Origin of the sequence: Coleofasciculus chthonoplastes PCC 7420, from assembly GCF_000155555.1 — a bacterium.
Classification (GTDB): domain Bacteria; phylum Cyanobacteriota; class Cyanobacteriia; order Cyanobacteriales; family Coleofasciculaceae; genus Coleofasciculus; species Coleofasciculus chthonoplastes_A.
Map to the genome: position 1 here is coordinate 1 of NZ_DS989870.1, position 18,810 is coordinate 18,810.

18 protein-coding genes and 1 tRNA gene are annotated in these 18,810 nt (G+C 45.6%); 10 read left to right on the forward strand and 9 right to left on the reverse strand.

All coding sequences use genetic code 11. From position 1 onward, the window contains the following. Nucleotides 1–116: 116 nt before the first annotated feature. The 3 genes from MC7420_RS29780 to MC7420_RS29790 form a co-directional block, all read right to left on the reverse strand. Nucleotides 117–590 carry a hypothetical protein gene (locus MC7420_RS29780; protein ID WP_006105407.1) on the reverse strand — a complete coding sequence of 158 codons (474 nt, stop codon included), beginning with the start codon at nt 588–590 and terminating at the stop codon, nt 117–119. 35 nt (nt 591–625) lie between these two features. After that, nucleotides 626–1,360 carry a nickel/cobalt transporter gene (locus tag MC7420_RS29785; protein ID WP_044210580.1) on the reverse strand — a complete coding sequence of 245 codons (735 nt, stop codon included), beginning with the start codon at nt 1,358–1,360 and terminating at the stop codon, nt 626–628. A 105-nt stretch (nt 1,361–1,465) separates the two neighbouring features. Continuing rightward, nucleotides 1,466–1,537: transfer RNA gene (locus MC7420_RS29790), tRNA-Val, on the reverse strand. 46 nt (nt 1,538–1,583) lie between these two features. On the opposite strand from MC7420_RS29790, the gene MC7420_RS29795 reads away from it, so the two are divergent. Both MC7420_RS29795 and MC7420_RS29800 read left to right on the forward strand, forming a co-directional pair. After that, a complete protein-coding gene (locus tag MC7420_RS29795; protein ID WP_044210582.1) occupies nt 1,584–2,141 on the forward strand; it encodes a metal-binding protein in 558 nt (185 codons plus the stop codon). A gap of 476 nt (nt 2,142–2,617) precedes the next feature. Continuing rightward, nucleotides 2,618–3,133: a DUF6653 family protein gene (locus tag MC7420_RS29800; protein ID WP_006105424.1), complete on the forward strand. Its 516-nt coding sequence runs from the start codon at nt 2,618–2,620 to the stop codon at nt 3,131–3,133. Nucleotides 3,134–3,182: 49 nt separating this feature from the next. Here MC7420_RS29800 and MC7420_RS29805 read toward each other — a convergent pair whose 3' ends face one another. Continuing rightward, nucleotides 3,183–3,542 carry a hypothetical protein gene (locus MC7420_RS29805; protein WP_044210622.1) on the reverse strand — a complete coding sequence of 120 codons (360 nt, stop codon included), beginning with the start codon at nt 3,540–3,542 and terminating at the stop codon, nt 3,183–3,185. Between the two features lie 192 nt (nt 3,543–3,734). On the opposite strand from MC7420_RS29805, the gene mazG reads away from it, so the two are divergent. The 3 genes from mazG to MC7420_RS29820 all read left to right on the forward strand — a co-directional run bounded on the left by mazG (nt 3,735) and on the right by MC7420_RS29820 (nt 7,576). Continuing rightward, on the forward strand, nt 3,735–4,595 hold the full coding sequence (gene mazG, locus MC7420_RS29810; RefSeq protein ID WP_006105428.1) for a nucleoside triphosphate pyrophosphohydrolase: 861 nt from the start codon (nt 3,735–3,737) through the stop codon (nt 4,593–4,595). A gap of 268 nt (nt 4,596–4,863) precedes the next feature. Beyond that, on the forward strand, nt 4,864–6,534 hold the full coding sequence (ribBA, locus tag MC7420_RS29815) for a bifunctional 3,4-dihydroxy-2-butanone-4-phosphate synthase/GTP cyclohydrolase II (RefSeq protein ID WP_044210584.1): 1,671 nt from the start codon (nt 4,864–4,866) through the stop codon (nt 6,532–6,534). A gap of 394 nt (nt 6,535–6,928) precedes the next feature. Next, nucleotides 6,929–7,576, forward strand: a complete 648-nt coding sequence (locus MC7420_RS29820; protein WP_006105369.1) for a Uma2 family endonuclease — start codon at nt 6,929–6,931, stop codon at nt 7,574–7,576. 154 nt (nt 7,577–7,730) lie between these two features. Here MC7420_RS29820 and MC7420_RS29825 read toward each other — a convergent pair whose 3' ends face one another. Then, entirely contained in the window at nt 7,731–8,456 is a 726-nt protein-coding gene (locus MC7420_RS29825) for a hypothetical protein (protein WP_044210587.1), read from the reverse strand. A gap of 136 nt (nt 8,457–8,592) precedes the next feature. Between MC7420_RS29825 and MC7420_RS29830 the strand changes: the two genes are divergently transcribed. After that, a complete protein-coding gene (locus tag MC7420_RS29830) occupies nt 8,593–10,218 on the forward strand; it encodes a DUF2079 domain-containing protein (RefSeq protein ID WP_006105375.1) in 1,626 nt (541 codons plus the stop codon). Between the two features lie 1,070 nt (nt 10,219–11,288). Then, entirely contained in the window at nt 11,289–11,894 is a 606-nt protein-coding gene (locus MC7420_RS29835) for a hypothetical protein (protein WP_006105385.1), read from the forward strand. Between the two features lie 109 nt (nt 11,895–12,003). Here MC7420_RS29835 and mtnC read toward each other — a convergent pair whose 3' ends face one another. The 3 genes from mtnC to MC7420_RS29850 all read right to left on the reverse strand — a co-directional run bounded on the left by mtnC (nt 12,004) and on the right by MC7420_RS29850 (nt 14,038). Beyond that, nucleotides 12,004–12,711: an acireductone synthase gene (gene mtnC / locus MC7420_RS29840; RefSeq protein WP_006105392.1), complete on the reverse strand. Its 708-nt coding sequence runs from the start codon at nt 12,709–12,711 to the stop codon at nt 12,004–12,006. A 38-nt stretch (nt 12,712–12,749) separates the two neighbouring features. Beyond that, the gene (locus tag MC7420_RS40685) at nt 12,750–12,920 is read right to left on the reverse strand and encodes a class II aldolase/adducin family protein (protein WP_006105442.1); all 171 of its coding nucleotides are present in this window, start codon (nt 12,918–12,920) and stop codon (nt 12,750–12,752) included. Nucleotides 12,921–13,078: 158 nt separating this feature from the next. Beyond that, nucleotides 13,079–14,038 carry an MDR/zinc-dependent alcohol dehydrogenase-like family protein gene (locus tag MC7420_RS29850; protein WP_006105405.1) on the reverse strand — a complete coding sequence of 320 codons (960 nt, stop codon included), beginning with the start codon at nt 14,036–14,038 and terminating at the stop codon, nt 13,079–13,081. Nucleotides 14,039–14,096: 58 nt separating this feature from the next. Between MC7420_RS29850 and MC7420_RS29855 the strand changes: the two genes are divergently transcribed. Further along, nucleotides 14,097–14,624, forward strand: a complete 528-nt coding sequence (locus tag MC7420_RS29855) for a hypothetical protein (protein ID WP_006105477.1) — start codon at nt 14,097–14,099, stop codon at nt 14,622–14,624. A gap of 74 nt (nt 14,625–14,698) precedes the next feature. Next, nucleotides 14,699–14,827: a hypothetical protein gene (locus MC7420_RS43580; RefSeq protein WP_006105472.1), complete on the forward strand. Its 129-nt coding sequence runs from the start codon at nt 14,699–14,701 to the stop codon at nt 14,825–14,827. Nucleotides 14,828–14,961: 134 nt separating this feature from the next. Here MC7420_RS43580 and MC7420_RS29860 read toward each other — a convergent pair whose 3' ends face one another. Further along, nucleotides 14,962–17,100, reverse strand: a complete 2,139-nt coding sequence (locus tag MC7420_RS29860; RefSeq protein WP_006105450.1) for an EF-hand domain-containing protein — start codon at nt 17,098–17,100, stop codon at nt 14,962–14,964. A gap of 218 nt (nt 17,101–17,318) precedes the next feature. On the opposite strand from MC7420_RS29860, the gene gatB reads away from it, so the two are divergent. Next, nucleotides 17,319–18,803: an Asp-tRNA(Asn)/Glu-tRNA(Gln) amidotransferase subunit GatB gene (gene gatB, locus MC7420_RS29865; protein WP_006105433.1), complete on the forward strand. Its 1,485-nt coding sequence runs from the start codon at nt 17,319–17,321 to the stop codon at nt 18,801–18,803. Nucleotides 18,804–18,810 lie beyond the last annotated feature (7 nt).

Consider the following 18,810-nt stretch of genomic DNA (forward strand, 5'->3'; position numbering starts at 1 on the left):
ATGGGAGAAGGGGAACTAGACTCTCTTGCTCCCCTCTCCCCAGAGTGGGAGAGGGGCTGGGGGTGAGGGGTTGAGCTTAAGTTGACACGGATGCACGTCTGTGCGCCCCTAGGAGGCTAATTCTTGAATTTATTGATAAATTGACTACCAATGCCACAACCAATGGCAAGCACCACGACAATAATTTGACTGGCAAGATAGTGATGATGGTGAGGATGATCCTCCTGAATCTGGCTGATCGCCTCGATATCAATTCCGCGATCGCTCACCGGAATCGTTAACATATCCCAATGACTGTCCTCACCAATCTCCACCTCCCACTCTCCACTGACGGAGTAGTCGGGTTCAAAAACAAACATCCCTTGTTCGTTTGTTCTTCCTTCGATCGGCGCATAGTCTGAACCCGCAGGAGGATGGACAATCACAGGCGCATCTTTAAACGCTTCCCCTGTGCTGAACAGCGATTGAAGTTCCAGGGACTTAATGTTTAAGTTATAGTTTGTTTCTACACCATGGGCGAACGCTTCTCTAGGAAAGCCCAAAAGACTGACAAGTACCAGTAGGACAACAAAGAACTGTTTTACTTTCATTTGATATCTCTGAAAAGGTTGTGATTGATTTTGCCTCATAACGAGGTAGTGACTGAAACAACAGTTATACCAAAGCCAATGACCATGATCACGATCGCACTCAAAATGGATAACTTCTGCAACACTTGATCCGTTTGTGGCAATCGCTCCAGCCACTGGCGAGCATAAATGGCGACGACACCCAAAATAACTAACACTGATGCTAACCCCAGACTAAACCCGCCCACCAGAAATAGCCCATAGCTGATCTGGTGCAGAGCCACAGCACTCAATAACATCACCAATGCAGATGGACAAGGAATTAATCCCCCCGCAATCCCTAATTTAACCAGAGATGAAAGGCTAGTGGGTGAGTGGGCGTGTGTGTGTGAATGGGGATGGGAATGGGAATGCAGCCGCTTTCTCAGCAGGCTCAATCCGACGATACCAATGGTTAACCCGCTCACGAAACTCAGCACCGGATAGGATTGTTCAGGCAAAACGTATTGAGACGCAAACAGCGCGATCGCACCCAAGAGAAAAATACTCAGCGTATGGGTAAAGGTTATCGTTAATCCGAGTAAAACAGCCTGTTGTGGTGTGCCTTGAGAGCCAATAAAATAGGCACTGACGAGGGTTTTACCATGTCCAGGGGACAGTGCATGAACCGCACCGAATCCAAACGCGATCGCAATCCCGATTAAAACCGTGCTTAACGTGGGTTCAGAGGTGATCAGGTTCGGCACAGAGGATGTGTGACTCAAGTGAGCTAAAATACACGCTTGTGACATGAAAACTGGGTGTGTAAGTTAGGCGATTATATCAAAACGGTACACCAGCTTCCCATCAAGTAGGGGCTTGGTAACCAAGCCCCTACAAGTGCTGTACAAAAAAAATGGGCAGTACTGGATTCGAACCAGTGACATCCTGCTTGTAAGGCAGGCGCTCTACCGCTGAGCTAACCGCCCGTGTATGTAACATACTTACTTAGGTTAACACGAAATTACCAAAAATATGCCCTCTGGTCAAATACACGATCGCATTACCTTATGGAGTCTCCCCCTTATAACTGCTGCAACCCGCATCATGACTAGGAATGGGGACTTAACCCTGATCGTATCTGGAGGCTTTTTTTTTAGTGGACTCATGTTCAGTCCCGACTTAGATCTCTACTCACGCCCCTTTAAACGCTGGGGGTGGCTACGCTGGATTTGGCTACCGTACCAAAAGGTAATGCGCCACCGCTCTATTTTTTCCCACGGCTTTATCCTGGGGACGACAATTCGTATCCTTTATCTGGGGAGTTGGATCATCGCCCTAGCGGGAATCGGATTAGTGATTATGTACTTATTCCAGGCTGTACCCTGGACTGGGGAAGAGTTGAAACAACAAATCACGCGATCGCTCCTCGATTATCAAGCCCACTGGATTGCCTTATTTATCGGCTTAGAACTCGGCGCTATCATCCACTCCATCAGTGATTGGACGAGTTCCACCTACAAGCGCTACCAGCGTCAAAAGCAAAAGCCGCGCCGTAAATCCACCAAACGTAAGCGAACCTCACGTCGATAAACTTGAGGCTCGGTTCAGGGGAGCTGGGGAAGCTGGGGGAGCTAGGGTACATTTTTCCTGAGTAAGGTGATGCCATCTAGACGAAATCCTTGCCGCAGGCTTTAGCGAAGCCATGCCGCAGGCTTTGCATCTTGCTCGCTACCCATTCCCAATTTAAATGCGTGACAGCTTATCTCAGTTAAAACGTGGATAGTATCCCAAGGACTTGCCAGCACTTTAGGTTGCGCTTCTTCTACAAGACTTACCCGGTAACTTCAGATTATCATCCTACTGAGTGATGTAATTTACAGTAAACTCTAGATATAAAAAAATGAATCGTCCATGTTTTTACTGATATTGGCAACTCGGTAGCTGGACATAAATCCTGTAGGCTGTACTAAGAAATATTAACAAACCTCAAACCCTTACTGTTTCCTGTTCCCTGTTCCTAATCTCAACTATTAACTTTAACTTTATCTGACTATTTTATCACTACTATGACCTTAGAAAACAAAATTTCTCAACTGTTTCAGATGGATGACGCCACATGGACACGTCATGCTAATCCTTGGAGTGTCTGGACACGCAACACAGTTCTACCTTTGCTCATTCTAGCCATTTGGAGTCGAGTTTGGCTGGGTTGGTGGTCTTTGCTTTGGGTTGCAGTGGCATTACTTTGGAATTGGGTAAACCCACGCCTATTTACCCAACCGGAAACAACTGATAATTGGGCATCTAAAGCCGTGTTTGGCGAACGGGTTTGGATGAATCGAAATCAAATCCCTGTCCCCGCCCGACATCAAACTATGCCCAATATCCTCACTACAGTAGCAGCAATTGGTACAGGATTTGTGGCGTGGGGCGTCATTGAACTTGACCTTTGGATCACGCTGTTTGGCGCAGCGCTAATCTATGCCGGGAAACTATGGTTTCTGGATCGCATGGTCTGGCTTTATGAAGATATGAAAGACACTAATCCTGAATATCAAAGCTGGCTTTATTCGCCAAAATAAATTTAAGTTTGGGGAACAGGGAACAGAGAACAGGGAACAGAATTTATCCTCAAATCGATGACGCTTGTGCTTGCTGAATGCGTTCTGCCCAAAAGTCATTCTGGTCTAAGGTTAGGACAATTTTCTGGTAGGGTTCATCCTGTAGCCCTAGCACCAGGTAATTGCGATCGCGAGTCACATACCAAAATTCTTTCCCTCTAGAACTGTAGTAGGTTCCCGCCTTAATCACTCCCGGTAACGCTGTACCGGGGGCGCGAATTTCTGTCCAACTGCTAGGAGGTTCATCAGTAGAGACACTGATAATATGGTTGAGAGGGATTTCCCACACTTTATCTAAGGTGAACGCCCAAAGTTGCTCGTACCATTCCAGTTCAATGCGGAGTTTGTGATCAAAAATAGTTAGATTCATAGGTAACCGATGAAACGGCTGGGCAGATTTTCCCTTCAGCTTAACCGAGATTTTTACATCCTCGAACACCAATCCATTCATTGCAGCAACAAGCTGTCACCCCGACACCCGACACCCTTGATCTACCCTCATCGATTGGCACAAATTGACAATCTCGTTAAGAATAGTTAAGTGGTTGTTGAATAGCCCCTGATGTCCAATTCCCCAGACGCTGCCCAAACCTCCCCTCAAGCCTCGGTATTAGCTGCCCTACAACAGCTTATCGACGTGGTTGCCCAGTTGCGATCGCCCGATGGGGGGTGTCCTTGGGATCTTGCCCAAACGCCGGAGACGTTGACCCCTTATGTGATCGAAGAAGCTTATGAAGTGGTGGATGCGATTCGCAGTGGCAATCCCCAAGCCATTGCCGAAGAATTGGGCGATTTACTGCTTCAGGTCGTCTTACAAGCCCAAATAGCCGCCGAAGTCGGTGACTTTACCCTCAAAGAGGTGGCGGATGGCATTACCGAAAAACTGATCCGTCGTCATCCTCACGTCTTCGGTGATGTCAATGTGCAAGATGCCGAAGAAGTCCGTTACAATTGGGAGCAAATCAAAGCCGCTGAAAAAGGGGAAACCCCAGCCGAGGCACAACGGTTGAGTCGCAAACTCCAGGGATACGCCCGGAAACTCCCCCCCTTAATGGCAGGGATGAAAATGTCTCAGAAAGCCGCCGCCGCTGGGTTTGAATGGAATGATGTGGATGGGGTTTGGGCAAAATTTGATGAAGAATTAGCGGAATTCCATCAGGCAATTGCCCAGGAAGGGAAAGAGGAGCAGCAGGCAGAACTGGGGGACTTATTGTTTACACTAATTAATGTCGCCCGTTGGTATGATCTTGACCCAGCCACAGCGCTGCAAGACACCAACCAACGGTTTATCCAGCGTCTGTCGGGTATGGAAGCGATCGCGACTCGTTCCTTGTCTGAGTATAGCCTTGATGAATTAGAACAGCTTTGGCAGCAAGCGAAAGCCGCATTGAAGCAGTCACAGATGAGGGAGAGGGGGTTGTAGAGACGTATTGTTGCCCAAAATTGGGTAGAGATTTGTCCTGATAGAATCGGTCCTCCAAGAGTATGTATACTTTATTGGTATACCTATCCAGCCAAAAACCACAGCTAGGTAGGTGAGAGAGATAGCCGCCAGTTAGGTGGTGGAAAGCCTGTGGACTGGTTGAGTGCCGTCACCGCCAGAGTGAAGCAGGAAATAAGCGCTAAGGATGTCCACTTGTGGACAACTTTGGGTAAATCTTATGTAACGGTCTAGCACTCGCGCTTTTGACGTGGAATCGCCTGAAACTGTTTTGTTTGAATTCAACTCGATAGATGAAGCCCTAGCCGATCTCAAAGCCGGTCGCGCTTTGGTTGTGGTTGACGATGAAAACCGGGAGAACGAAGGGGACGTAATTTGCGCTGCCCAATTTGCTACACCGGATATGATTAATTTCATGGCGGTGGAAGCCAGGGGCTTGATTTGTCTGGCGCTGATGGGAGAACGCCTCGATGCCCTCGATTTGCCGTTGATGGTTACCAAAAATACCGATAGCAATCAAACCGCGTTCACGATTAGTATTGATGCAGCATCCCATCTGGGCGTGACAACAGGGATCTCGGCAGAAGATCGGGCGCGAACGATCCAAATTGCGATTAATCCCCACACTAAACCCTGTGATTTACGACGTCCGGGTCATATTTTCCCAATCCGCGCCAGAGAAGGAGGTGTCCTCAAACGGGCGGGTCATACGGAGGCGGCGGTGGATTTACCGCGATTGGCAGGTTTATACCCAGCCGGGGTGATCTGTGAGATCCAAAATCCCGATGGGTCGATGGCGCGTTTGCCGCAGTTGATTCAGTATGCCAAGCAGCATAATCTTAAACTGATTAGCATTGCCGATTTAATTAGTTATCGCCTGGAACACGATCGCTTTGTCTACCGGGAAACGGTGGCTAAATTGCCGACAGAGTTCGGCACGTTTAAAATTTATGGCTATCGCAATACCTTGGACAAAACAGAACATGTGGCAATTGTCAAGGGTGATCCGGACACGTTCCAAGACCAACCGGTGATGGTACGGATGCACTCAGAATGTCTCACGGGAGATGCTTTGGGTTCCCTACGCTGTGATTGTCGTCAGCAACTGGAAGCCGCGTTAAAAATGATTGAGGCGGCGGGTCAAGGGGTGCTGGTGTATTTGCGCCAAGAGGGACGCGGGATTGGTTTGGTGAATAAGTTGAAAGCCTATTCCCTCCAGGATATGGGATTGGATACGGTGGAAGCGAATGAACGCTTGGGATTTCCGGCGGATCTGCGTAACTATGGGATGGGGGCGCAGATGCTTAATGATATTGGCGTCAAAAAAATTCGCCTGATTACCAATAATCCGCGTAAGATTGCTGGATTAAGGGGATATGGGATTGAAGTGGTTGATCGGGTTCCCCTGTTGATTGAATCCAATGACTATAATTCGATCTATTTAGCAACCAAGGCACAGAAACTGGGACATCTGTTGCTACAAACCTATTTAGTTACCGTGGGAATTCAGTGGTTAGATGCGCCTCAACCGGTGACAGAACGGTATGAACGACTGGAAAAGCTGCGACATTTAGCAGCAAGCCATAACCTATTGTTACAGGAAGAAGCCCGTCCGGTGGCGATCGCACTGTTTGGGAAACCGTCCTTAATTGTTCACCTGGGCTTTGATCAAGCTAATCTGGCAGAACCAGACTGGTACAAGGATAGTAATCATCCTTACTGCGTTGCGATCGCGAAAATCTTAGATACACTCAGCACTTGGTCGCAACTGGGACGCCTAGAATTTCTAGTGTCTACTGGGGTCGATCCCTTGCTTAGTTTACAAGTTCAGCTTGATCGGCAAATGTACTCATTGAGTCAGTGTCCCTCCCGCGTATTTGAGCATTTAACCACGCAAAAAATCTACAGTTTTGAGCGGTAAGGGTTATTGGTCTTATGTCTTATGTCTTATGTCTTATGTCCTTTGTTAAAGAGTTATTTAAGTATTCTTGCATAGCATTGCCATAACCCATTGTCAACCCGTATTTTTGACGATTTATGGAAACTAGAAACAGGAAATTACTGAATTTTACGGATTTTTTATTGGTGTCCTTGAATCTACAATTGAAATCAAACAGAAAATGCTGAGTCTCTCCCGGTAAGCTATTGATAGCTACCGGGGGATTTTGTATAAAAAAATATAGTGGTTTGCGACTTGGGCGGATAGGGAACGGGTTGTGGTATAGCAGGTCGCTAGGCGTGTATTTACAACTCCCTTCTCTGAAGCTGAGTCCAGATGGGATGTTCGTACAAACATAACCCAAAGGTAACTATAAATGGTAACATTACAACTCAAACAGTTAAGTGTTCCTCTAGGACAGCGGATTATTTTGACTGATGTAAACTGGTCAAAATTCGAGGATATTTTGCAAGAACTTGGTGAAAAACGAGCGACTAGAGTAGCTTACTATCACAGTCAATTAGAAATTAGGATGCCATTACCAGAACATGAGTTTGATAAAGAAATTATTGGTGACATGGTAAAGATTTTGCTAGAAGAATTGGAGGTTGACCGCGAATGTTACGGTTCAACGACGTTCAAGCGCCAGGATATGGCAGCAGGAATTGAGCCAGATAATTGTTTTTATATTCAAAATCATCGTTTAATGATTGGCAAAAGACGATTAGATTTAACTGTAGATCCACCCCCGGATTTAGCGATTGAGGTTGATGTTACTTCCAAAACACAACTGAGTGCTTATGCGGCTTTGGGAGTGCCGGAGTTATGGCAGTTTTATCAGGGAACTTTAAAAATTAATGTACTGCAAGCGGGTAATTATGTTGAATCTTCTTTAAGTCCTACTTTTGAGAATTTCCCGATGATTGAGGGGGTTTCACAATTTGTCCAAATGAGTTTAACGCAAGGTTCAAGTGCTGCTTTAAGAGCTTTTCGGAAGTGGATTCGGGAGAGAATTGAACGATGATATAGCGCTAGGCAATAGGCAATAGGCAATAGTAGTGCTATACCTAATCCGGGCGGGTTTAGTCACATTTTGTGTGCAACCAGAAAGATAGTCGTTAAACCCGCCCCTACATAGACGCCAGGTGGGTATATAATCTACATTGTCGGTTTGGGATTTAAAACTGATGGTTTGCTAAACCAGCAGGATAAGATTGCGCCGAACGTTGGACAATACGACTATCAAGCTTTTGGGCAACATCGCCAACTTGAATTAATGGCATTTGTCCATTTACGTACATTACCCCTGTAAATGCAACCATTCCACCTCGACGAAAGGTTGCCATGTCTAATTGTAGAGGGGTTCCTTCCATATCGATGCCTAAGGTAAAGCCTGTTGAAGTATCCGCCACGTTATTCAATTCTGGGAGGGGTTTGTATTCCAAAACATTGATTTCTCCCATCCCTTGCAATCGTTGCTTCAGTTGGCTAACCAGTAACTGTTGAATTTCGGGTTGTTGTAACTGCTGTACATTAGTATCAAAGTTGACCCAATCTTGTTCGCTAAGGGGACTGGTAAATCCTAGAACAATTTGGAAGCTTTCGGGATTGACAAAGGCGAATAAATTTTCTGGGTTCAGGTTGGCTTCTTGGAATTGCTGGGTTAACAGTCTAAATTGAGAGGCAAGTGAGGCGGTTAATTCGGGGGGAAGTTCCTGGAACCCCTCAGGTAAGTCTTCGAGTAACAGCTTGATATTGGTAGAGGTGGAGGCTTGGGAAAGGGTTTGGGGAACCGTTGAGGATGCAGTGGAGACTGGAGTTAGGGGTATATCAGCATTAACGGGATTGCCGGTGAATAGGATGCCACTCAACAAGCCTAATCTTAAGGAAATTCTCTTGATCATCTTACAATCAGCAAGGGGACTCCCGCTATGGTAGCAAAATTAAGGAGTCCTTTGTCCTTTGTCCTTCGTTAGGATAATGTTCTCTGGGAAATAACTACGGGTATGATAGACAAATTATACAGCCGGACATACTATGATGCGATTTAAATTTTCTCAGGTATCTCTATCAAAGTTAGCGATTACGGCGGCACTTGCTTTTTTTTGTGTGGCTTTAATTTTAGGCTTACATCGACACTATACTTTTTACTCGTCCTACGACCAAGGTATTTTTAATCAAGTCTTCTGGAATAACCTGCACGGACGTTTTTTTGAGAGTTCCTTATCCTCGCAACTTTCAACGAATGTGGTTCATCAGGGGGAGGTTCCTAGGGTTGATTATCATCGGTTGGGACAACATTTTACGCCAGCGTTGTTACTTTGGTTACCCCTGTATGCGTTATTTCCTACACCCGCCACGTTAACTGTATTGCAGGTAACATTCGTCACGGTGGCGGGTTTAGTTCTGTATGTTCTCGCACGAGAGTATTTAGAACCACCATTAGCTGGGATGATTACAGTTAGCTTTTACTGTGCGAATGCGGTTATTGGTCCAACGTTATCGAACTTTCACGATATTTCCCAGATTCCCCTATTGGTTTTTGGACTGCTGCTAGCGATGGAAAAACGCTGCTGGTGGCTGTTTTGGGTATTAGCCGTGTTACTTCTAGCCGTGCGCGAAGATGCGGGAATTGGATTATTTGGTGTGGGAGTCTACCTAATCCTAAGTCGGCGCTATCCCAGGATTGGGTTAGTGGTTTGTAGCTTAAGTTTTGGCTATATAATTCTACTGACGAATCTAGTTATGCCGTTATTTTCTGAGGATATTTCCCAGCGGTTTATGATGGAACGATTCGGTCAATATGCTTCAGGGGATGAGGCGTCTACGTTAGAAATTATCTGGGGAATGGTGAGTAATCCGGGGCGGGTGTTGGTGGAATTAGTGACACCCTTTGGTCGCACGTTGAATTATTTATTGGGGCAATGGTTACCGTTGGCATTTGTGCCAGCGATTTCACCCGCCTCTTGGATGATAGCGGGATTTCCTTTACTTAAGTTATTTTTAGGTAAGGGAGAATCGGTACTGGCAATTAATATTCGCTATGCAATGACGGTGGTGCCAGGGTTGTTTTATGGGGCGATTCTCTGGTGGTCAAAGCATCAAGATTTATATAAGCGATCGCTGTTTCGATATTTTTGGATTTTTTGTATTACTTTAACGCTTATTTTTTCCTATACATCTAGCGCTTCGGCGTTAAATCGTGCCTTTTATTTTATGCTACCGGATTCCTTTGATCCGTGGGTACATATCTCATTACCCCAACAGTGGAACCATGTGCAAGCCATGCGCCCTTTAGTTGCTCAAATTCCACCAGATGCTAGTGTTTCGGCGACAACTTATATTATTCCTCATCTCTCTAGTCGCCGTGAAATTATCCGCTTACCGGATTTAAGGTTACGTAATGATCAGCAAGAGGTTATTAATGTAGACTATATGATTGCTGATCTTTGGCGGTTAAAGCAGTATCAGGTAGCTTTTGATCAGGAACGAGGACTCTTGAAGTCGCTAGTATCGCTCATTGATCAGGTAACGGCAAAGCAGGAGTATGGCATTATTGGGTTTGAGGATGGGGTGATTTTATTGCAGAAAGGGGTAGACTCTAATTCTGAGGCTATGGGAAAATGGCTGGTGTTTCGGAAACAGTTGGTTAACCGTTTATCCTGATAAAACGTCTGATGCAGGATATCGTTGACATTCTCACCGACCTAAAAGGATCGGTGATGCCCTACCAGTCAAACAGGGATAACTGAATGTACTTTTGTCAAATTCCTTCTTGTAGGGGCGACCGCTTGGTTTAATTGACAACACTACTCTATTCAATGCGATCGGGTCGCCCTGTCCTCAATTTAAAGCGAAGACCGCGCAACTGTATAAAGAGAATTATTTGGGTTGAGTCACGGTGCGATCGCGCCCTATTTCTTCCCTCCCATCCAGTCACTGGTTCCTCAATTTGTTGGCTTAAGCAGAGATTCGGTGATCTGTGTCTTATGCGATCGCACTTCCTCTAACTCCTGCTGAGTTGCATTCCTATTCCCCCAGTTGTCCCTTTTTGATTAAAACTCAGATGCATAAAAATGGTTGTTTGTCAAATTCGCCTCGGTCTGAGTCGAGAAAATTGGGTAATGTAAGATGCTTGTCGTGTTTCAAGTTTGCCGCAGCGATACGGGATAAAATAACGTATTTATAAGGGTTTGAAGCGTTTAAGGTTAAAAAATTGCCATAAAAATAACACAATACAGGATTAAGTTAACATTGTACTACAACCTCAAACCCCGATCAAATCAGGATTGACCCGTGACGTTTTCTGCCCTGTTAAATTTGATTAACTTTAAATGATTAAAACCTAAGCGTAAAAACTAAAAGTTTTGCTTATCTCAGTCGGGTGGTGGAAATAAACAGGTGCAGACTAGACTTGGGAGTGATGCTTCCCCGTCTTCCTGGGAGTGGGAAGAAGTTAGGGGATAAGGGGGAAACGTGCGATCGCGTGGCTTAGATCAGGATAGATACGATTGGGCGATCGGGTCTTACTATATAGATAAGATCAAGCAACCATAGACCCTTTACCCTTCCCGGATACCACAACCCAAACCCCGATAATTTTCCTGTAGGGGCGACCCGCTTGGTTTAATCAACAACACCATTCCATTCAATGCGATCGGGTCGCCCTGTCCTGGCTTTGTTTTGGATTTACCTACGTTCTGAGGTATGAACGGATTTGATTAGATAAGAAAATCATGCCATACAGTCAATTCACGACTCTTGCTAAAGCCAAAGAAGCCTTCAATCTCACGACAGTAGAAGGGATTAGATTTTTGCCGGAAATTGACCCAATTCAACCCAGTTCTACCTTAGCCGCCATTCTGGACGAAAATCTCCCTCTCGCCGTGGCTACAGGGAGTGAAAAAGCCAGATCTGAATTAATTATTAGCCCAGTTTTAGTGGAAGTGCGGCGCATTTTAAACCGTCAAATTAGTTTATTTTCTGGCGAAGACTTTAACGTCGATGAATCACTGGGACTTAATGGGCGTTGTGACTTCCTGATCAGTCGTTCCCCCGAACTTTTAGACATTGAAGCCCCGGCGGTTGTGATTGTGGAGGCGAAACAAGCTAACCTTAAATCGGGAATTGGTCAATGTGTGGCGGAAATGGTGGCTGCCCAGAAATTTAATATCGCTAAGGAAAAACCGCTTCCCTGTATCTATGGTACAGTTAGTAATGGTAACCAATGGCAATTTCTCAAACTGGAAGCCACTACTGTCACAATTGACTTAATCGTTTATCCCCTCCCACCCGTTGAGCAAATTTTAGCCTTTTTGGTGTGGATGATACAGCAGGAATAAAGGCACAAGGAAGAAGACAGCAACTATAGGAAAGGGTTCAAAGCGTTTAATAGAGTAAGCTTTAGCTTACTTAAGCTTTCAGCCGGAAATTTATTTCCTGGCATCTAACTTAGGAGACAAACGATATCTCTTGAAACGATTCTACTTCGGGTACGTCAGACCAAGATGCGGTTCCCTCGCGCTTGACATGAACCACTCGTAACCCTTTCTCTCGCGCTGCGACTAATTCGGCGGGAACGTCGGAAAAGAAGACAATTTTATTGGGCGCTAATCCTAAAAGCTCGATAATCTGTTCGTAACTCATCGCTTCTTTTTTACTCCCCGTGGTTAAATCGAAATAGTTAGAAAAGAGTGGGGTTAAATCTCCTTCGACTGTGTGGCTGAAGAACATTTTTTGAGTCGCCATCGAACCCGATGAATATATGCCTAATTTTAACCCCGATCGCGCCCATTCTTCTAACTTTGGCTTGACATCAGGGTAAAGATGTGATTTAAATGCCTCTGTCTCGAATCCCTCTTTCCAAATTAGTCCTTGAATCGATTTCAGGGCGGGGTGTTTGCGATCGCGATCAATCCAGTGGAGTAAAGTGGCGATCGCGCCCTCTAAATCAATCTCTTGTCCTTGTTCAGCTTTAACCGTCTGCTGAGTCAGGTTAATCGCCTCAACCACCTCGTCTAAATTCTGATGGCTTAAAACAAACTGTTCCAACCGTTCTCTAGAGTAAGGAAACATCACCTTATGGACAAATTGAATATCAGAGGTTGTGCCTTCAATATCCAACAAAATAGACTTGACATCGGTTAGGGTAACACTCATCCAATCCTTAACTCCAATAAACGGCACTCGAACAGAAATTACCAGGCTTCAACATGACGTTTCGCCGCCTGAATCGTGTTTCCCCAAGTATATAACCCATGACCCGCGATCGCGAAGCCAAATAACTCATCACTCCCGGCTAAATATCGATCCAAATTGTTCGCAAATTCTACCATGTTTTGGGAATTGGGAAAAATCGGCAGCGTCACGGTTGTGTCGTGGGTGTCAATTCCATCAAAGGCTTTTTAACTTTCGTAGCCCGTAAAGGTTATTTCACCAGGATGGGTAAAATCAGTCCCTAATCCGGCATATTTCCTCGATAATAGCGAGTATAACCAATGACAAAAAACCAATGACCAATGGCAAACTACTGATCACTCATATCCAATAAAACCTTCAACACGCCCTTACTTTTTGCCTGTTCAACGGCTTTAAGTCCCTCTCGTAACGGATAATGACCCTGAATCAGCGGTTCCACATCCACCCGTCCTGACGCCAGTAACTCCAAGGCGGGGGCAAAAGGACCACAACGCGACCCAATTAGGGTAATTTCGTCTACAACCAGAGATGATGCATCAAAGGTTAACTGACCCGCGTAGGTACTTTTAAGCACTAAAATACCTCGTGGACGCAAAGCGCGGCGGGCGAGTTCAAATCCAGCCGGATTCCCGGTACACTCAACCGCAATATCAAACGCTCGTTTGGCGATCGCATCGGCGAATCCCACATTAATCCCCCGTGCCGATAAATTTGCCAACTTATGCCGATGACGCCCCACCACAAACAAGTCACATCCGGTTAGGGCAAGGGTTTGGGCGACTAATTGTCCCAGTTTCCCATCGCCCACCACCAACACTCGTTCCGTCGAACTCACCATGACTTGCTGCTGAATTTCCAAGGCGGCGGCGACGGGTTCGGTAAAGGTAGCTAAATCTGTGGGTAAATTATCGGGGACTCGATGCAAATTCTCTATTGGTAAACTAAGATAGTCGGCAAACGCCCCATGGCGGTTGGCAATTCCCAATACCGTGCGGTTTTCGCAGTGGGTTGATTGTCCACGTTGACAATAGTGACATTGCCCACAGACGGCGTTAATCTCGCCAACAACTCGTTGTCCCTGTAACTCAGTCGGTCCTTGTTCGACAACACCGACGAACTCATGACCTAAAATACCCTTATAAGGATAATAGCCTCGAATTAATTCCAAATCCGTGTTACAGATACCCGCCTGGACAACTCGTACCAAGGCTTCCCCCGGTGGTGGCTGCGGAATGGGGATATCGTGGCGGAGTTGCAGTTGATTGTTTTCCAGCCAAAGTGCTTGCATTAGGATTAATTTTCGATCAAGATAACTTGACTAGCATTTTATTACGAGACGGAATCAGGTGGATATTCCAGACGATGTGACCTTTGACGACGCGATCGCACTCACTCAGTCGCTGATGACGCAACTGTCATCCGGTGAACTCTCCCAAGTAGACGCGGCGGGTGCGATCGCCCAATTGGTGAAAACCACAAATGGTGCTAGAGGGTTCTTTGTCACCTACCTCACCGCTGACAACAGTTTAGCGGATACTCCCTCGCCAGAGGTAATTCAAGCCCTGCAATCCTCACCGGATACCGTCGCTGAACTGTTGGTGAAAAACTTAGCCATGTCCGCTGCGATGGCGATTACCCACCGGCGGAATCAGAATGAAGACTTGGCGCAAGGATCGGATCGAGTGCGAATACGAACAATCCATTTAATTGAACAAATTAATCTACCTCAAGTGCAGGAAAAAGTAGTGGCGTTACGGGAAAGTGCCATAACTGGAGAAGGAGAGTATAAGGCGTTTCTGGAACGTTGGCAATATGATGCCCAACAACGGGAGATTATTCGCCACACTCTCGATCGGGTGATTGTGGAGGGTTGATCATTAGTGACAAGTTAGATCCGGATTTATCATGATTAAATCCGCACCACCCCATTAAAAAAGAATTCGCCGCCGTGATCCCGATAAACCTCGACCCAATCATCGCTGCAATCAGCGCGATCGCACGTCCAACCGCCCCCCTACTCAAAAATAAGCTAGAACGGGACGAAACCGTCATCAAACTGCTGAAAAAATCCCCATAATCGCAGCGATTAGAGTATGTAACCTTTGTATGTAATGGCGTAATCAACCTAATTTGATCAATTAAAATTACATCCAGAAACTGTAGGGGCGCATTGACGTGCGCCCGATTTAACTTTGTAGTAATTGATCATAGCTAGTCTAGAAGATGCAAAATTTCCCTAAACTCCTCATAACTAATTTGGCGATCGCGGTTTGTGTCGGCTAGCTTCAGCATTGCCTCAATTTCAGCGTGAGTAACTTGGGAATTAATCTCTCGCAAACAAACTTCTAATTCTTCGCCACTAATGTAACCTGACTCATCCTTGTCCAAAAGCCGAAAATATGCCATTAGGCGCTCGTCTTCGTCTAAATGTTTGAATGAATCAAAAGTATAGCTGATCATGCGCCACAACTGATGCGGATCAGTTTGTTTAATAATCTCAGCTTCCTCCGTTGTGGTAACCCCGTAATCTTGGCGAGCCTGCTCAATGCTTTTTGATTCACGTTTCGATAATTGCTTGAGTAACGTCTCCAAATCAGTCATCGGCTTTTTACCATTAATCACTTCAGCTAACTCGGTGACTAAGTGTTGCTCTGGATGATTCTGGGAAAACTCCAGAATGAGCGTCAAGATGGCTTCACGATAACTTTCTTGACGCCACCAATCTTCACGACTCCTGTGGTTTTGCGGATCAAGCAGATTAGGAGCTTCAACTCCAAGCTCTGTTAAAATCTGCTGATGTTCCGCCTCAGAAATATCGAGTTCCCGCCGCATGGGTTGAAGAATATTCAAACTGCTTGAAATGTCAGCATACCCTTCATTAATAGCTTCTGTCAAAATTCCTTTATAAGCCTGAAGCCGTTTTTCCTTGGTAAAATTTGGCAAAATCTTAGCTAAAACATAAACTTCATCAGCATTTAGAGAATCGAGCGATCGCCCTTCTAAAAAACTTGAGATATCTAAGTTTAATTTACTGAGCTGTCGCCGCAGTCGGCTAGCTAGACTTTCTTGGCGGTAGCGGTGGGGATGGCGTTGCCATGTACGGTAGAGCCATAGCGTACTACAGATGGCAATAAGTAGTGGAAATAAATATTGTATCGGTGCAGGTAACAACCCGATAAAATTTCGTCCGGCAAAGACAAAGAATAGATTAAAGACAAAGAACGTACAAAGGGTAAACATCCGGTGACGGATTAGTTCTTGACTTAGGGGTTGCTGCTGGCGTCGCTGAACCGCATTATAGCGTTTTTCTATACGACTTCCTATGCTAGATCCGGCAAATGCAAATGCGGCTAATGTCAGCGGAACAGCGACTAACTTAGGCAGGGGAATTGGCTGATTTACCAGATAAAATCCTGGACTCATTAATGTAGCTAGCTGATTTTCTTGATGCGCCCAAACGCCAGAGAAATAGTAGTCCCAATTCCCGGCATAAAGATAATAATAAATGAAGTAACCCAAGACCAATCCGACATAACCGTAGTAGAGCCACTGTTGTTGCGGTTGCATAATCGTTTCCCAGTAGGAACGCTCCGCATCAATATCAATACAGGGACTCTGACAAGCCACACAAGCACTCTGTTCTTCGCCTTTTTTGTTTAGGGTGCGACACATCGATTGCGTAATCTTTTGGCGCTCTTCTTCATGAGCTGTTCTTGTCAACAATCCTCTAGGTTCAGCATAAATTTTTTGCACCGGAGCCATGGGACAGAAATACTGACACCAGGATTTACCCTCATAGAGGTAGCCCACTACAATTGCCCCGACAATAGTTGTTAATAAAAAAATTGCCAAGGCTGTGCGATCGGAATTGACGAACAAAATTCTGCTACATAATCCTAGATAAAATAGTCCAAATTGGAGATACAAATGATTCCGACCTAACCAGGAATTTTGAGTCACTTTTACTCCCTGATAGCGTACTTTCCCAGTTTGAGGATGAACTAGTCGTTGTTTCCGTTGCCATCCCAAAGCGCGAGGAATTTGGGACAGAAATGACAATGGACATATCCGACGCCATAATTCATGTCCAAATACCAACAAAATGAAAATAGCGGTGGGGACAATTATGCCCCAAAAAATAGGCGCTCCCAAGGCATAAGGACTCTCTTCTATACAAGTTCCCTGAACATTGACACAAATAGTAGGGTCAATTCTTAAAGGACTAATTGTATTGTCAGGAGTGGTTAATCCAGGAGAGAAAGGGTCATAGAACAACGAAAGAATTAGTAACAACCAACCAATGGTCAGCACCCATCGAACTCGGTGCATTTGGCGTTCCGATATTTGCATCCTATTTGTTTTATAACTTAGCTAGACAAATAGTACAGTACCATCAATACTCACCTTACTCCACATCCCACCCTCGCCCACCCCTCTCTTGACCTCTGCGCTTTCCCTCTGCGCCCCTCTGCGTTAAAAAACAATCCCGCCACCAACAAAAATCCCTTAACCCCTCACCCCCTCACCCCCACGCTAAAATAGACCAAAACTATGACAACGAAACACCTATGACCACCGCAGCACCCGCCAAAACCAAATACGAAGCCATCATCGGTCTAGAAACCCACTGTCAACTCAACACCGCCACCAAAATATTCTCCCACTCCTCCACAGAATTCGGCACTCCCCCCAACACCAACATTGACCCGATATGCATGGGACTTCCCGGAGTGCTACCGGTTCTCAATCAAAAAGTCCTAGAATCCGCCGTCAAAGCTGGATTATCCCTCAATTGCCAAATCGCCCCCTATAGTAAATTTGACCGCAAACAATACTTTTATCCCGACTTACCCAAAAACTATCAAATCTCTCAATATGACCTCCCCATCGCCGAACATGGCTGGTTAGAAATCGAACTCATCGATGACGACGGAAACCCCATTGACAAAAAAATTGGCATCACCCGCTTGCACATGGAAGAAGACGCCGGAAAACTCGTCCATGCGGGAAGTGATGGACTCTCCGGTTCCACCTACTCCCTCGTCGATTTCAACCGCGCAGGTATCCCCCTCCTAGAAATTGTCTCAGAACCCGACTTGCGTTCTGGCAAAGAAGCCGCCGAATATGCCCAAGAATTGCGCCGGATTATGCGTTACCTGGGTATCAGCGATGGCAATATGCAGGAAGGTTCCCTACGCTGTGACGTGAATATCTCCGTGCGCCCCGTTGGTCAAAAAGAATTTGGCGTGAAAGTTGAAATTAAAAACATGAACTCCTTTAACGCCATTCAAAAAGCCATTGACTACGAAATCGAACGGCAAATCGAAGCCATTGCAACTGGGGAACCGATAGTTCAAGAAACCCGCCTCTGGGAAGAAGGAAGTCAACGCACGATTAGTATGCGAATTAAAGAAGGGTCTAGCGATTACCGCTACTTCCCCGAACCCGACTTACCCCCGATTGAAGTCTCCAAAGAACAATTAGACCAATGGCGCAGTGAACTCCCCGAACTTCCCGCCGAGAAACGGCATCATTATGAAGAGAAATTCGGGCTTTCTGCCTATGATGCCCGCGTATTAACTGAAGATAAACTGGTTGCGGAATATTTTGAAGCCGCTGTAACTGCAAATGCCAATCCTAAACAAGTGGCAAACTGGGTGATGGGAGATATTGCTGCTTATCTGAATACGGAGAAACTGGCGATTACAGAAATTGCGATCAAACCGTTAGTTTTGGCAGAACTAATTCAGTTGATTGAAGATGATACGATTAGCGGCAAAATCGCCAAAGAAATCCTCCCGGAACTCCTATCAAAAGGCGGTTCAGCCAAGGAAATAGCTGAAAGTCGGGGACTGATTCAAATCTCTGATGTCACCCAACTCGAAGCCATCATTGATGACGTGATTGCTGCTAATCCCAAGAAATTGGAACAGTATCGCAACGGTAAAACCAAGCTGCAAGGGTTTTTTGTCGGACAGGTGATGAAGGAAACCAATGGACGGGCAAATCCCAAATTAACCAACCAACTTTTAGGCAAAAAGTTGAAAGGATAAATTGTAG

Bases quoted from the DNA above. Each gene is read 5' to 3' on its own strand.
- mtnC (WP_006105392.1), bottom strand. From the start codon at position 12,711: ATGAGTGTTACCCTAACCGATGTCAAGTCTATTTTGTTGGATATTGAA.
- mazG (WP_006105428.1), top strand. From the start codon at position 3,735: ATGTCCAATTCCCCAGACGCTGCCCAAACCTCCCCTCAAGCCTCGGTA.
- MC7420_RS29830 (WP_006105375.1), top strand. From the start codon at position 8,593: ATGCGATTTAAATTTTCTCAGGTATCTCTATCAAAGTTAGCGATTACG.
- MC7420_RS29795 (WP_044210582.1), top strand. From the start codon at position 1,584: ATGCCCTCTGGTCAAATACACGATCGCATTACCTTATGGAGTCTCCCC.
- MC7420_RS29820 (WP_006105369.1), top strand. From the start codon at position 6,929: ATGGTAACATTACAACTCAAACAGTTAAGTGTTCCTCTAGGACAGCGG.
- MC7420_RS29860 (WP_006105450.1), bottom strand. From the start codon at position 17,100: ATGCAAATATCGGAACGCCAAATGCACCGAGTTCGATGGGTGCTGACC.
- MC7420_RS29780 (WP_006105407.1), bottom strand. From the start codon at position 590: ATGAAAGTAAAACAGTTCTTTGTTGTCCTACTGGTACTTGTCAGTCTT.
- MC7420_RS29825 (WP_044210587.1), bottom strand. From the start codon at position 8,456: ATGATCAAGAGAATTTCCTTAAGATTAGGCTTGTTGAGTGGCATCCTA.
- MC7420_RS29785 (WP_044210580.1), bottom strand. From the start codon at position 1,360: ATGTCACAAGCGTGTATTTTAGCTCACTTGAGTCACACATCCTCTGTG.
- MC7420_RS29805 (WP_044210622.1), bottom strand. From the start codon at position 3,542: ATGAATCTAACTATTTTTGATCACAAACTCCGCATTGAACTGGAATGG.
- gatB (WP_006105433.1), top strand. From the start codon at position 17,319: ATGACCACCGCAGCACCCGCCAAAACCAAATACGAAGCCATCATCGGT.
- MC7420_RS29850 (WP_006105405.1), bottom strand. From the start codon at position 14,038: ATGCAAGCACTTTGGCTGGAAAACAATCAACTGCAACTCCGCCACGAT.
- MC7420_RS29800 (WP_006105424.1), top strand. From the start codon at position 2,618: ATGACCTTAGAAAACAAAATTTCTCAACTGTTTCAGATGGATGACGCC.
- MC7420_RS29835 (WP_006105385.1), top strand. From the start codon at position 11,289: ATGCCATACAGTCAATTCACGACTCTTGCTAAAGCCAAAGAAGCCTTC.